The 14,117-nt window shown below is 66.7% G+C and carries 11 protein-coding genes; 3 read left to right on the forward strand and 8 right to left on the reverse strand.

What is annotated here, in order from left to right; genetic code table 11:
* Entirely contained in the window at nt 1-1,299 is a 1,299-nt protein-coding gene (locus ABIC94_RS15400) for a PepSY-associated TM helix domain-containing protein (RefSeq protein WP_354373872.1), read from the forward strand.
* Here the strand turns inward: ABIC94_RS15400 and gshB are convergent.
* Both gshB and ABIC94_RS15410 read right to left on the reverse strand, forming a co-directional pair.
* Nucleotides 1,259-2,215, reverse strand: coding sequence for a glutathione synthase (gene gshB / locus ABIC94_RS15405; protein ID WP_354373873.1), 957 nt, complete (start codon nt 2,213-2,215; stop codon nt 1,259-1,261). The two genes, ABIC94_RS15400 and gshB, sit on opposite strands and share 41 nt — an antisense overlap.
* A complete protein-coding gene (locus ABIC94_RS15410) occupies nt 2,215-3,483 on the reverse strand; it encodes a benzoate/H(+) symporter BenE family transporter (protein ID WP_354373874.1) in 1,269 nt (422 codons plus the stop codon). Before ABIC94_RS15410 ends, gshB begins: the two co-directional genes overlap by 1 nt.
* A 114-nt stretch (nt 3,484-3,597) precedes the next feature.
* Between ABIC94_RS15410 and ABIC94_RS15415 the strand changes: the two genes are divergently transcribed.
* Both ABIC94_RS15415 and ABIC94_RS15420 read left to right on the forward strand, forming a co-directional pair.
* Nucleotides 3,598-4,038 (forward strand): nuclear transport factor 2 family protein, encoded by a 441-nt coding sequence (locus ABIC94_RS15415; protein WP_354373875.1) that lies wholly within the window; start codon nt 3,598-3,600, stop codon nt 4,036-4,038.
* Nucleotides 4,039-4,048: 10 nt separating this feature from the next.
* Nucleotides 4,049-4,969, forward strand: a complete 921-nt coding sequence (locus ABIC94_RS15420; RefSeq protein ID WP_354373876.1) for a polysaccharide deacetylase family protein — start codon at nt 4,049-4,051, stop codon at nt 4,967-4,969.
* Nucleotides 4,970-4,997: 28 nt separating this feature from the next.
* Here the strand turns inward: ABIC94_RS15420 and ABIC94_RS15425 are convergent, their stop codons facing one another.
* The 6 genes from ABIC94_RS15425 to leuS all read right to left on the reverse strand — a co-directional run bounded on the left by ABIC94_RS15425 (nt 4,998) and on the right by leuS (nt 14,106).
* On the reverse strand, nt 4,998-6,869 hold the full coding sequence (locus tag ABIC94_RS15425) for a potassium transporter Kup (RefSeq protein ID WP_354373877.1): 1,872 nt from the start codon (nt 6,867-6,869) through the stop codon (nt 4,998-5,000).
* Nucleotides 6,870-7,047: 178 nt separating this feature from the next.
* Nucleotides 7,048-8,355: a glutamate--cysteine ligase gene (gshA, locus tag ABIC94_RS15430; protein WP_354373878.1), complete on the reverse strand. Its 1,308-nt coding sequence runs from the start codon at nt 8,353-8,355 to the stop codon at nt 7,048-7,050.
* Nucleotides 8,356-8,475: 120 nt separating this feature from the next.
* Nucleotides 8,476-9,768 carry a glutamate-5-semialdehyde dehydrogenase gene (locus ABIC94_RS15435; RefSeq protein WP_354373879.1) on the reverse strand — a complete coding sequence of 431 codons (1,293 nt, stop codon included), beginning with the start codon at nt 9,766-9,768 and terminating at the stop codon, nt 8,476-8,478.
* Between the two features lie 65 nt (nt 9,769-9,833).
* Nucleotides 9,834-10,901 carry a DNA polymerase III subunit delta gene (holA, locus tag ABIC94_RS15440; RefSeq protein WP_354373880.1) on the reverse strand — a complete coding sequence of 356 codons (1,068 nt, stop codon included), beginning with the start codon at nt 10,899-10,901 and terminating at the stop codon, nt 9,834-9,836.
* Between the two features lie 26 nt (nt 10,902-10,927).
* On the reverse strand, nt 10,928-11,449 hold the full coding sequence (gene lptE / locus ABIC94_RS15445) for an LPS assembly lipoprotein LptE (RefSeq protein ID WP_354373881.1): 522 nt from the start codon (nt 11,447-11,449) through the stop codon (nt 10,928-10,930).
* 14 nt (nt 11,450-11,463) lie between these two features.
* A complete protein-coding gene (gene leuS / locus ABIC94_RS15450) occupies nt 11,464-14,106 on the reverse strand; it encodes a leucine--tRNA ligase (RefSeq protein WP_354373882.1) in 2,643 nt (880 codons plus the stop codon).
* Nucleotides 14,107-14,117 lie beyond the last annotated feature (11 nt).

Here is a 14,117-nt window from a genome sequence, read left to right on the forward strand (position 1 = left end):
ATGCGTGCCTTCGCGACGACAGTGCACCGCTGGGCGGGCCTCGCGGTTGCACTGTTCCTCATTGTCTCGGGCCTGACCGGCGCCGTGATCTCGTGGGACCACGAGATCGACGGCTGGCTCAATAGCGAGCTCTACGACACGGACTCGCGCGGCCCGTTCCGCGATCCGTTCGACCTGGCGGCCGCGGTCGAGGCGCACGACCCACGCGCGCGTGTCGCTTACATGCCGCTCGGCTTCGAGGAGGGCCATGCGGCCGGCTACTTCGTGCAGCCGCGCACCGATCCCGCCACCGGCAAGCCCTACCAGCTCGGCTACAACCGCGTGTATGTCGATCCGGTGACGGCCGAGATCCGCGGCCGGCGCGACTCGACCGCGATCTCGCTCAAGCCCGAGACGCTGATGCCCTTCCTGCGCAAGCTGCACTACACGCTGCATGTGCCGGCCGTCTGGGGCACCGACCGGCTGGGCTACTGGATCATGGGCGGCGCGGCGCTGGTGTGGCTGCTCGACAGTTTCGTTGCGCTCTACCTCACGACGCCGCGGCGGCAGCGCCGGGCCGCGCACCCCGAGCACCGCCCCGCGCGCGAATGGTGGCGGCGCTGGAAGCCCGCCTGGGCCGTGCGCTGGGCCGCCGGCGGCTACAAGCTCAACTTCGACCTGCACCGCGCGGGCGGGCTGTGGTTGTGGGCGCTGATCATCCTCATCGCCTTCACCTCGTTCTCGCTGAATCTCTACAAGGAGATCTTCCACCCGATGCTGTCGCTGATGTCGAAGACCACGCCGGGTCCGTCGTCGCTGGTGCCGCTCGCGCCGCTGGGCACGCGCATCGAACCCGCCATCGGCTTCCGCCAGATCGTGGCCGACGCCGAGGCCGAGGCACGCCGGCGCGGCTGGACCACGCCGCTGGGCGGCGTGTTCTACAACCAGCGCGGGGGCTTCTACAACGTGTCTTTCTTCGACCATGCCTCGCACGACGACAGCGACGGCATGGGCCTGTCGAACCTCTACCTGGACGGCCGCGACGGCCACATCATCAGCAGCAACCGGCCTTGGCACGGCACCGCAGCCGATGTGTTCGCGCAGCTGCAGTTGCCGCTGCACGGCGGGCGCATCCTGGGGCTGCCGGGACGCATCCTGATGTCGCTCATGGGGCTGGCGGTGGCGGGCCTGTCCATCACGGGCATCGTAATCTGGTGGCGCAAGCGGCGCGCACGGCTGGTGCAGGCGCGCCGGGAGCGTGAACTGGTACCGAAGGAACTCAGCGCGGTGCAGCCAGGTGCGCTTCGAGCGCATCGATGAACATCTTCGGCACGTCGAAGCCGGTCTGCTCGGTGATCTCCTGAAAGCAGGTCGGGCTGGTCACGTTGATCTCGGTGACCGCGTCGCCGATGACGTCGAGCCCGATCAGCAGCAGGCCGCGCGGCGCGAGGGCGCGGCCAATGGCCTCGGCGATCTCGCGGTTGCGCGGCGTGAGCGGCTGCGCCACGCCCTTTCCGCCGGCTGCCAGGTTGCCGCGCACCTCGGTGCCTTGCGGAATGCGCGCCAGCACGAACGGCGCCGGCTCGCCCGCGATGATCAGGATGCGCTTGTCGCCCTGCACGACGTCGGGCACGAAGCGCTGCACCATGATGGTTTCGGCGCCGTTCTTGTTGAGCGTTTCGACGATGGAGCCGAGGTTCAGCGCGTCCTGCTTCACGCGGAAAATGCCCATGCCGCCCATGCCGTCGAGCGGCTTCAAAATGATGTCGCCATGCTCGGCGTGGAAGTCGCGCACGGCCTGCGCGCTGCGCGTCACCAGCGTCGGCGTGACGAACTGCGGAAACTCCATGATCGCGAGCTTCTCGGGGTGGTCGCGCAGCGCGCGCGGCTTGTTCACCACGCGCGCGCCTTCACGCTCGGCCTGCTCGAGCAGGTGCGTCGCGTAGATGTACTCGGCATCGAAGGGCGGGTCCTTGCGCATGAGCACGGCGTCGAAGTCCTTCAGCGCCTTCGATTCGCGGATGTCCTCGCGGTACCAGGCCTTGCTGTCTCCGGTGAGCGTGATCTGCTGCACGTTGGCCGTGACCAGTCCGCCCGACACCCACTGCAGGTCTTCCGGCAGGCAGGCCGCGATGCGATGCCCGCGGCGCTGGGCCTCGCGCATCATCGAGAAGGTGGTGTCCTTGTAGATCTTGAAATGGTCGAGCGGGTCGGCGACGAAGAGAATGTTTTTCATCAGGGAGTCTTTCCGGCGCCGGGTGCGGCCGCCATGTTGCTGCTGTCTGGCGCGATGTTGCCGGAAGCGGCGATGTCCTTGCCGGCGGAGGCCTTTGTCTTCGTGCGCCCGGCCTGCTGCACTGCCAGTGCCAGCGCACCGGCCACCACGCCCCAGAAGGCCGAGCCGATGCCCAGGATGGCCACGCCCGAGAGCGTGACCAGGAAGGTGATGATCGCGGCTTCGCGGTGCGGCTCGTCGCGCACCGCGCCAGCCAGCCCGCTGCCGATGGTGCCCAGCAGTGCCAGTCCGGCAATGGCGGCGACCAGTTCTTTCGGAAACGCCGTGAGCAGCCCGGTGACCGCCGCGCCGAAGAACGCGATCACCACGTAGATGGCGCCGCAGCTCACGGCGGCCGTGTAGCGCCGCGCCGGGTCTTCATGCGCCTCGCGGCCCATGCAGATGGCGGCGCTGATCGCACCGAGGTTCAGGGCAAAGGCACCGAAGGGCGCCAGCACCAGCGTCGCGAGCCCGGTGATCGTGATGAGCTTGCTGACCGGCAAGTCGCCGTAGCCGGCCGCGCGTATGGTCGCCACGCCCGGCAGGTTCTGCGAGGCCATGGTGACGATGAAGAGCGGCAAGGCCAGGCTGACGATGGCCTGCCAGCTGAACACCGGCATGGTGAGCACGGGCCAGGTGAGCGAGAACTGCACCATCGACCCGCTCAGTTCGCCGCGCGCCGCCACGAAGGCAATGGCCACCAGCAGCGTGAGCGGCACCGCATAGCGCGGCAGCAAGCGCTTGGCGACCAGGTAGGTGCCGAGCATCAAGAGCACCAGCGGCAGCGCGGTTTTCGCCGCAATGAATGCATCGAGCCCGAAGCGCGCGAGCACCCCGGCGAGCAGGGCGGAAGCGATGGCCATCGGAATCTTGTTCATCACCCGTTCGAACCAGCCCGTGGCGCCCGCGAGCACGATCAGTGCGGCGCAGACGAGGAAGGCGCCGACCGCTTCGCCCATGCCGTAGCTCCCGGCCGCCACGGCGAGCACGGCGGCGCCCGGCGTGCTCCAGGCAATCATCACCGGCTTGCGCCACCACAGCGACAGCACGATGGATGGCAGGCCCATACCGATGCCCAGCGCCCACATCCACGAGGCCGCGATCTCGGGCGTGGCACCGAAAGCCTGGGCGGCCTGGAAGACGATGGCTACCGAGCTCGTGAAACCCACGAGCACCGCGACGAAGCCCGCGGTGAAGGCCGAAAGGCTCAGATCCTTGAAGAAACGCATCGGGCGATTGTGCCGGGGACGCCGGGGCTGCAACGCCGGCGAATCGGCGCGGGAATTGCTAAGTCACCCTCATGCCCCCGCCATGCACCGCATGGCCTCATGCCGGAGAACCCCATGGATCCACTTGCTTCACCCGATGTGCCTGCATCGCCGGGCCCTGCCACGCCCGCTGAAATCGTCGACGAATTCCTTCGCCTGGTGATGATTCCGGACCCGGCATCGGCCTCGCGCTTCACCGCACCCGACATCCGCATCCGCTTTACCGGCAACCGCGCGATGCATGCGCCCGGAGACACCTCGGCCTTCAATGCGAAGCGCTATGCATGGGTGAAGAAGAAGATCGAGCGCACCGAAACCGTGGCCGGCGGCACGCCGGAGGAAACGGTGGTCTACAGCCTCGGCACGCTCTACGGCGCCTGGCCCGACGGCACGGCCTTCGAAGGCAACCGCTATGTCGACCGCTACGTGGTGCGCCACGGGCTCATCGTGCAGATGGACGTGTGGAACGACAGCGCCGAATGGCTGCTGGTGCGCGCCGGCCTGGCGGTGCTGTGAGGCACGGCGCATGACGGCACGCTGGCCCGAACGGCTTCCCGCGCACGGCCGCTTCGGCTACAGCCCCATCACGCGGCGACCCGACTACGCATGGCCGAACGGAGCGCGGCTGGCCGTGTACATCGGCTTCAACATCGAGCACTTCGCGTTCGGCGACGGGCTGGGCGCCCGCATCGGCCCGGCTTCGCCCGAGCCCGATGTGCTGAACCACGGCTGGCGCGAATACGGCAACCGGGTGGGCGCCTGGCGCTGCCTCGAACTGTTCGATGCGCTGGCGCTGCCCACCGGCGCGCTGATCAACACCGCGCTCTACGACCATTGCCCGGAGCTGGTGCAAGCCTGCGTGGCACGAGGGGACGAACTCATCGGCCACGGCCACAGCAACGCGGAACGCCAGGGCGGATGGGACGAAGCGCACGAGCGCGCGCTGCTGGTGCGCTGCCGCGAGCGCATGCAGCGCGAGAGCGGCCAGGCGCCCGCCGGATGGCTGTCGCCGTGGATTTCGGAAAGCGCGGTCACGCCCGACCTGCTGGCCGAGACCGGCTATGGCTACACGCTCAACTGGTGCCACGACGACCAGCCGGTGCGCATGCGCACGCGCGGCGGCTCGATCTGGTCGGTGCCGTATCCGCAGGAGCTCAATGACATCCCGATGATCGTGGGCCGCCTGATGGATGCCAAAGACTTCAGCGCGATGGTTGTCGACAACTTCGACGAGATGCTCGATCAATCGCGCGCGCAGCCGCTGGTGATGGGGCTTGCGCTGCATCCGTACATCGTGGGCCAGCCGTATCGGCTGCGCCATCTGCGCACGGCACTCGCGCATCTGGCGCGTGCGCGCGACCGGGGCGAGATATGGGTCACCACGCCGGGCGCGATTGCATCGCACATGCAGCAGCTTGCGGCGGATCGGCCGGCGGACTTCGCTTGAGCGAACGCCGCGAACCCCGCGCCCGCCGTCAAATCTCGATCTTCGACCCCAGCTCCACCACCGCATTGTTCGGCAGCCCCAGGAAGGCCGCGGCGCCGCTTGCGTTGTGGTGCATCTGCGCAAACAGCTTCTCGCGCCACGGTGCCATGCCGCTGCCGAGCGTGGGAATGACGACGTCGCGCGAGAGGAAGTAGCTCGTCGCCATGGGCTCGAGCTGGCAGCCGCGCAGGCGCGCGTGGTCCAGCGCGCGCGGAAGGTCGATATCGTTCTTGAAGCCGTAGTGCACGATGATCTGCCAGCAATGGTGGCCAAGCGCCTCGATCTCGATGCGCTTGTCCATCGGGACCCAGGGCACCTCGTGATTGCGCACCGTGACGAACAGGTTCTGCTCGTGCAGCACCTTGTTGTGCTTCAGGTTGTGCAGCAGCGCATTGGGCAGCACGCCGGGCTCCGCCGTGAGGAACACCGCCGTGCCGTCCACGCGCGCGGGCGGGTTCTCGAACACCGAGTCGAGGAAAGCCTGCAGCTCGATGGCATCGGCGCGCTGCACCTCGCCCATCAGGCGGCGGCCTTCCTTCCACGTGATCATCAAGGTGAACACGAAGCCGCCGATCACCAGCGGGAACCAGCCGCCTTCGAACAGCTTGAGCAGGTTCGAGGCGAAGAACAGGAAGTCGACGACGAAGAACACCGCGGTCGACGCAATGCACAGCGCCAGCGGCAGCTTCCAGGCGTAGCGGATCACGAAGAAGGTCAGCACCGTGGTGATGAGCATGTCGGTGGTCACCGCAATGCCGTAGGCCGCGGCCAGGCTGCTCGAGGTGCGGAACATCACCACCGCCAGCACGATGGCCACGAACAGGCCCCAGTTGACCAGTGGAATGTAGATCTGCCCCGCGGTGCGGACACTGGTGTGCTCGATGCTCAGGCGCGGCAGGTAGCCCAGTTGGATGACCTGGCGCGTGACGCTGAACGCACCGGTGATGAGCGCCTGCGATGCGATCACCGTCGACATCGTGGCCAGCAGCACCAGGGGAATGAGGGCCCATTCGGGCGCCATCATGAAGAAGGGGTTCTTCACGGCCTCGGGGTTCTCGAGCAGCAGTGCGCCCTGGCCGAAGTAGTTGAGCGTCAAAGCCGGCATCACGACCGTGAACCAGGCCACGCGGATCGGCCGCTTTCCGAAGTGGCCCAGGTCGGCATACAGCGCCTCGGCGCCGGTCACGCACAGCACCATGGCCCCGAGCAAAATGAAGCTGGTGCCCGGGTTGTCCCACATGAACTTCAGCGCGAACCAGGGGTTCAGCGCCTTGAGGATTTCAGGATGGTGAACGATCTGCGACACGCCAAGCACCGCAATGGCCGCGAACCACGCCAGCGTGATCGGTCCGAAGAACTTGCCGATGCCCGCCGTGCCCCGCTTCTGCACCGCGAACAGGCAGAACAGCACCACCAGGGTGATCGGGATCACGTAGTGCTTGAAGTGCGGCGACACCACTTCGAGGCCTTCGACAGCGGAAAGCACCGAAATGGCCGGCGTGATGACACCGTCGCCATAGAACAACGAAGTGCCGAAAATGCCCACCAGCAGCAGCACATTGCGCAGCTTGGGCTTGTCGGCCACCGCTCGGGAGGCCAGCGCCAGCATGGCAACCAACCCGCCCTCGCCTTCGTTGTCGGCCCGCAGCACCAGCACCACGTATTTGATCGACACGATGACGGTGAGCGTCCAGAAGAACATCGAAAGGATGCCGTAGACGTTCTCGAAGGTGAACGGCACGTGGCCGTGGCCGAACACTTCCTTGACCGCATACAGCACGCTGGTGCCGATGTCGCCATAGACGACGCCGACGGCGCCGATGATCAAGGCGACGGAGGAAGATGATTTGGGAGGTGACACGAAGTCGATGGGAAAAAGGGCAGGCCGCAAGCGCGTAACCGAACGTCACACGCACCGGAATGCTGCCGCGGGTGGAGTTTTTCCGGCCGCTGCGCGCATCCCTCCGCCCTTTTGTTTCCTTTGCTGTGGGGCCGCTATTTTGCCGCCGACCGCCGCTGCCGCAAGCCGCCCCCCAAAATCATTCGTAGATTTCTGCGTCCGGATCGGTGGCTTCCATCTCGTAGCTGGCCGCCACCATGGCCAGGCGGCCCACCACGCCATACATGTAGAAGCGGTTCGGCGCGCTCGCGCCGGGCTTGGCACCGGGCTGCGGCAGATGCGCGCTTTCCGAAAAAGCCAGCGGCACGAAGCTGGCGCCCGGGGACTTCAGGTTCTCGTCGGGGTTGCGCTCGGCATGCACGCGATAGAAGCCGCCCACCACGTAGCGGTCCATCATGTAGACCACCGGCTCGGCCACGCCGTTGTGCACCCGCTCGTTGGTGAGCACTCCCTCCTGAACGATCACCTCGCCGGGCTCGCGCAGTTCCCTGGCCGCAGCGGCCTTGCTGCTCGCGGCGGCCCGCGGCTTGCCGACAAGGCCTTCGACCTCCTTGGCGTCATGCACCGTGATCACGCCCGGACCGTCGCTGCCGGTATGGCCCTTGACGATCACGAAGGGCTTCTCGTTGATGCCGTATTCCTTGTATTTGCGGCGTACCTTGGTCAGCACCGCATCCACGTGGCTGGTCAGCACATCGATGCCGCGGCCTTCGGCGAAGTCGATGCCCTCGGCGCGTGCATAGATGGGGTTGATGAGCCAGGGGTCGATGCCCAGCAGCTTGCCGAAGCGCTTGGACAGCTCTTCGTAGCTGTGCAGGTGATTGCTCTTGCGCCGCACCGACCAGCCGGCATGCAGCGGCGGCAACAGGTATTGCTCGTGCAGGTCTTCCAGGATGCCCGGCGTGCCGGCCGACAGCTCGTTGTTGAGCAGAATGGTGCAGGGATCGAAATTCTTGAGGCCGAGGCGGCGCTTGCTGCGCACCACGGGCTCCAGGCACACGGTTTCGCCGTTGGGCAGCTCGATCTTCTTGGGCGACTTGATGGCCGGATCGATCGACCCCACCCGCACGTTGAGTCCCGCCATGTGGAAGATGCGCACCAATTGGGCCACGTTGGCGAGGTAGAAGGTGTTCTTCGAGTGATTCTCGGGAATGACGAGCAGGTTGCGCGCTTCCGGACAGATCTTCTCGATGGCGGCCTGCGCGGCCTGCACCGCCAGCGGCAGCATCTCCTTGGTGAGATTGTTCCAGCCACCGGGAAAAAGATTGGTGTCGACCGGCGCCAGCTTGAAGCCGGCATTGCGGATGTCGACCGCGCTGTAGAACGGCGGCGTGTGCTCCATCCATTCGAGCCGGAACCAGCGCTCGATGGCGGGCGTCGAGTCGAGTACCCGCTGCTCCAGCTCGTTGATCGGGCCGGTCAGGGCGGTGACTAGATGCGGAACCATGCGGCGGCCTTATTGGATTTGTACTTGGAGGTAGAGCGGAATTGTAGGATTTGGGGGTGGCCGCCCCAATGACAAGACTACGTACGGCAGTCTTGGTTCAATCCGCCCGCCTCCGGTGCATCAGCTGCGGACTTCGCCTTGGCCGAGCACCACGTACTTGAGCGAGGTCAGCCCTTCGATGCCGACCGGTCCGCGCGCATGGAATTTGTCGGTGCTGATGCCGATCTCCGCCCCCAGGCCGAACTCGAAACCGTCCGCGAAGCGTGTGCTCGCATTGACCATGACGCTGGCCGAATCGACCTCGCGCAGGAAACGCTGCGCATGCACGTGGTCGCGCGTGACGATGGCGTCGGTATGGTGGCTCGAGTAACGGTTGATGTGCGCAATAGCCTCGTCGACCCCCTCGACCACCTTGATGCTGATCACTGCGGCAAGGTATTCCTCGGACCAGTCGGACTCGACGGCATCGACGATTCTTGCGCTGGAATGAGCCGCATCGTCGGCGCGCAGGATGCGTGCCGCGACCGGGTCGCAGCGCATTTCCACGCCCTTGGCCGCAAAGATGGCCGCGATCCGGGGCAGGAAATCTTCCGCCACGGCCGCCGACACCAGCAGGCCTTCGGCCGCATTGCAGGGGCTGTATTTCTGGGTCTTGGCGTTGTCGACGATGCGCAGCGCCATCTCGAACTCGGCCGAGTCGTCCACGTAGACGTGGCAATTGCCGTCCAGGTGCTTGATGACCGGCACCTTGGCGTCGCGGCTGATGCGCTCGATCAGGCCCTTGCCGCCGCGCGGAATGATCACGTCCACGAACTCGGGCATGGCGATGAGCTGGCCCACGGCCTCGCGGTCGGTGGTTTGCACCAGTTGCACCGCGTCGACCGGCAGGCCGGCTTCGGCCAGCGCCTCGGACACCAGCAGCGCCAGCGCCTTGTTCGATTCGATGGCTTCCGAGCCGCCGCGCAGGATGGCCGCGTTGCCGCTCTTGATGGCGAGGCTCGCGGCCTCGATGGTCACATTGGGCCGGCTCTCGTAGATCATGCCGAACACGCCGATGGGCACGCGCATCTGGCCCACGCGAATGCCGCTGGGCTGCTGCTTCATGCCGATGATTTCGCCGATCACGTCGGCCATGCCGGCGAGCTGCTCGCAACCCAGGGCCACGGTCTCGATGACCTTGGGCGTGAGCTTGAGGCGGTCGACCATCGGCGCCGACAGGCCTGCGGCCGTGGCGCGCTCCAGGTCTTTCTGGTTGGCCTCGGAAAGCGCCGGGCCGGCTTCGCGCAGGCGCTTGGCCAGGGCCTTCAATGCTCTGTTTTTGGTAGCTGCATCCGCACGGGCCATGAGGAATGCGGCGGATTTGGCTTGCAGGCCGAGGGTCTGCATGTGCTCGCTGACGTTGAACGCGTTCATGCCGGCATTTTCCCGCATTTGGATCAACCCCGGGCTTTGCACCCCTTGGGCGTTGTCCCTCTCCCTCAGCGAGAGGGAGCCGGACCGCTGCTGCAGGCGCGGCACAGCATGAGGGCCAAACGCTGCAGCGCCTGCCAGCCGCTCGCCGGCCAATCGGGCTGCTTGAGGCCCTTGCAGATGCCGTCCACCACATGCGCGGCGCGCAGCAGCCGGGCCAGCATGCGGTCGTCGAGCCTTGGCAGCACGCGCTCGAAGGCGCGTTCGCGCGGGCCCCAGATGCGGTTCTCGCGCAGCGCCATGGGCAGCGGACGCCCCGAGGCCATGGCGTCCTTCACGCGCTTGAGCGCGCGGATGTCCTCGGCAATCGTGTAGTGCACCAGCACCTCGGCCTCGCCTTCGGCCTGCAGGCCGTCGAGCATGCGCGCCACGCGCTGCGGGTTGCCGGCCAGCACGGCCTCCGAGAGTTTGAACACGTCGTAGCGCGCCACGTTGTTGACCGCGCCCTCGACCTGCTCCCAGCTCAGTTCGCCCGCCGGATGCAGCAGCGCGAGCTTCTGGATTTCCTGGTGCGCCGCAAGCAGGTTGCCCTCGACACGGTCGGCAAAGAACTGCAGCGTGCGCTGGCCTTCGTCCCCCGGCATCACGCGCTGGCCCTGCAGGCCGAGGCGCTGCGCGATCCACTGCGGCAGCGCGGCGCGCTCGATCGGGTCGACCTGCAGGCTCACGCCGTTGTTCTCGAGCGCCGAAAACCAGGCGCCGGTGCGCGTGGCCTTGTCGAGCCGCGGAAGCATCACCAGCGTGAGCGTGCTGTCGTTGCCCTGCGCCGCTTCGGCCAGTTGCTGCAGCGCCGTGCTGCCGTCCTTGCCAGGCTTGCCCGATGGAATGCGGATCTCGACGATCTGCTTGTCGGCGAACAGCGAGAGCGAGCCGCCGGCCGCAAGCACCGCACTCCAGTCGAAGTGCGCGCCGGCCACGGTGTACGAACTGCGCTCCGTGTAGCCCTGCGTGCGCGCCGCGGTGCGAATGGCGTCCGCGGCTTCCTGCGCGAGCAGCGGCTCGTCGCCGTGGATCGTATAGAGAGACTTCAGCCCCTTCTGCAGATGGGGGCCGAGTTGGGCGCTGGCAAGTTGCATGGATCGCGGCAGGGGCTGGCTTGCGCCTAGAGTTCCTTGACGGCCGCCAGGCGGCGCATCATCTGCTGCGCGATGTCGGCCTGCATGTCGCGGTACAGCAGCTCGGCTTCGCCGTCTTTCGCGAGCGCGTTGGTCTCGTTGAAGCTCAGGTCGCGCGTCTGCGACACCTCGGTGGGCGGCAGCAATGTCTTGCCGCCGGGCGTGCGCAGCGTGAAGCGAATGCGCAGTTGCAGTTGGAGCTCCCGAAGCGCGCCCGCCGAATTGGTCGAGATCACGATGCGGTCGCGGTTCTCGCCAAGAATTTCGAGAATCGCATCGGCGGTCTGGGCCTCGGTGGGCGGCACCAGCGTGACGGTGCCGGCGGCGCGCATTTCGCGGCGCAGCCGGTTGATCAATTCCGAATTGCCCGACAGCGACAGCGTCTTGAACGCGAACACAGGCGCCTTGCGCAGTTCGAACCCGCAGCCGGCCAGCCCCAGGCTTGCGCCCGCCGCGGTCAGACCGAGAAGAAAGCCGCGGCGCGGCAGCGAGGCAATGCGATTGTTCATGCTTCTGTCGTTATTCAAATGACCACGTTGACCAGGCGGCCGGGAACCACGATGACGCGCTTGGGCGGCGCACCTTCCGCGAACTTGACGAAGTCGTCGCACGAGAGCGCGAGCGCTTCGATCTCGGCCTTGGAGGCGCCGGCCGGCACGCGCAGCGCGCCGCGCAGCTTGCCGTTGACCTGGAGCATGAGCTCGATCTCGTCCTGCTCGAGCGCACTCACGTCCACCACGGGCCATGGTGCGTCGAGCAGGTCGCCCAGCTCCTTGTCGTAGCCGAGCTGCTGCCAGAGCTGGAAGGCGATGTGCGGCGTGGCGGGGTAGAGGCAACGCAGCAGGATGCCGAAGCCTTCGCGCAGCGCGGCCGTGTCGCCGGCGCTGCCGTCGGGCTTGAAGCCTTCCAGCGCGTTGAGCAGCTTCATCGCGCCCGACACCACCGTGTTGTACTGCATGCGCTGGTAGTCGTAGTCGACCTGGCGCAGCACGGTGTGCACCTCGCGGCGCAGCGCCTGGGCCGCCTTGCCGAAGCTCTGGCCGTTGATCGCCACGGCTTGCACGTCGGCCTGCGCCACGCCGAAGTTCCACACCCGGCGCAGGAACCGGTAGCTGCCCTCGACGGCCGCGTCGTTCCACTCGAGCGTGGCTTCGGGCGGCGCGGTGAACATGGTGTACAGGCGCGCGGTGTCGGCGCCGTATTTCTCGATCAGGTCCTGCGGGTCGACGCCGTTGCGTTCGCTCTTGCCCATCTTGCCGACACCGCCGTACTCGACCTTCGTGCCGTCGGCCGTGGTGCCCCCGACGATGCGGCCCTGTGCGTCGAGCTCGGGCGTGACTTCCAGCGGCGGGTGGTAGTTCTTGCCACCCCTCTCGTCGCGGTGATAGTAGATGTGGTTCAGCACCATGCCCTGCGTGAGCAGCTTGCTGAAGGGCTCGTCGACCTTCACCAGGCCCAGGTCGCGCATCACCTTGGTCCAGAAGCGCGCATACAGCAGGTGAAGAATCGCGTGCTCGATGCCGCCGATGTACTGGTCCATCGGCATCCAGTAGTCCGCGCCCTCGGCCACCATCGCCTGGTCGTTCTTCGGATCGCAGTAGCGCATGAAGTACCACGACGAATCGACGAAGGTGTCCATGGTGTCGGTCTCGCGCCGGGCGGCCTTGCCGCAAACCGGGCAGACCACGCCGGCATGGAAGCCTTCGTGCTTGGCGAGCGGGTTGCCCGAGCCGTCGGGCACGCAGTCGGTCGGCAGCACCACGGGCAGGTCCTTCTCGGGGACCGGCACCGCGCCGTGTTCGTCGCAATGAATGATCGGGATCGGCGTGCCCCAGTAGCGCTGGCGGCTCACGCCCCAGTCGCGCAGGCGCCAGGTGGTCTGCATCTCGCCCAGGCCCTTCTGGCCGAGCGCATGCGCCACGGCGGCCACGGCTTCCTTGTACGACATGCCGCTGAAGTTGTCGGAGTTGATGGTGACGCCGCGCTGCCCGGACTCGTCTTTCAGGCCGTACCAGTCCTGCCACTTGTGATAGTCGAATCGCGGCTCGTCGTCGAACAGCACCACCTGGATGATCTCGATGCCGTACTTGTTGGCAAAGGCGAAGTCGCGCTCGTCGTGCGCGGGCACGCCCATCACGGCGCCGTCGCCGTAGTTGATGAGCACGTAGTTGCCCACCCACACCGGCACCTGCTCGTCGGTGATCGGGTGCCTCACGGTCAGGCCCGTGGGCACGCCCTTCTTCTCCTGCGTGGCGAGCTCGGCCTCGGTGGTGCCGCCGGCCTTGCATTCCTCGATGAAGGCCGCGACCTTGGGGTCGAGCGTGGCGGCGTGCGCGGCCAGCGGATGCTCGGGCGCCACGGCGCAGAAGGTCACGCCCATGATGGTGTCCGCGCGCGTGGTGAACACGTACATGCGGCCGTCCTGGATCAGCTGGCCGCTCGCGTCCTTGATGTCGTGCGTGAAGGCGAAGCGCACGCCCTCGCTCTTGCCGATCCAGTTCTCCTGCATCAGCTTGACGCGCTCGGGCCAGCCCGGCAGCTTGTGCTGGGTGTGCTCGAGCAGCTCTTCGGCGTAGTCGCTGATCTTCAGGTAGTAGCCCGGAATCTCGCGGCGCTCGACCGTGGCGCCGGTGCGCCAGCCCTTGCCGTCGATCACCTGCTCGTTGGCCAGCACGGTCTGGTCGACCGGGTCCCAGTTGACGACCTGGGTCTTGCGGTAGGCAATGCCCTTTTCGAGCATCTTCAGGAACAGCCACTGGTTCCACTTGTAGTAGCTCGGGTCGCAGGTGGCGATCTCGCGGCTCCAGTCGATGGCCAGGCCCATGGCCTGGAGCTGGCCGCGCATGTAGTCGATGTTCTCGTACGTCCACTTGGCCGGCGGCACGCCGTTCTTCAGCGCCGCGTTCTCGGCCGGCAGGCCGAAGGCGTCCCAGCCCATGGGCATGAGCACGTTGTAGCCGCTCATGCGCAGGTAGCGCGTGAGCATGTCGTTGATGGTGTAGTTGCGCACATGGCCCATGTGCAGCTTGCCGCTGGGGTACGGCAGCATCGAGCAGGCGTAGTACTTTTTGCGGCTCGCGTCCTCGGTGACGCGGTAGGCATCGGCGGCGCTCCATTGCGCCTGGGCAGCGGACTCGACGTCGCTGGGTTTGTAGCTGGGGTTCATGACGGTTCGGC

The sequence above is a fragment of the Variovorax paradoxus genome (genome assembly GCF_040544635.1).
GTDB classification, from domain to species: domain Bacteria; phylum Pseudomonadota; class Gammaproteobacteria; order Burkholderiales; family Burkholderiaceae_C; genus Variovorax; species Variovorax paradoxus_R.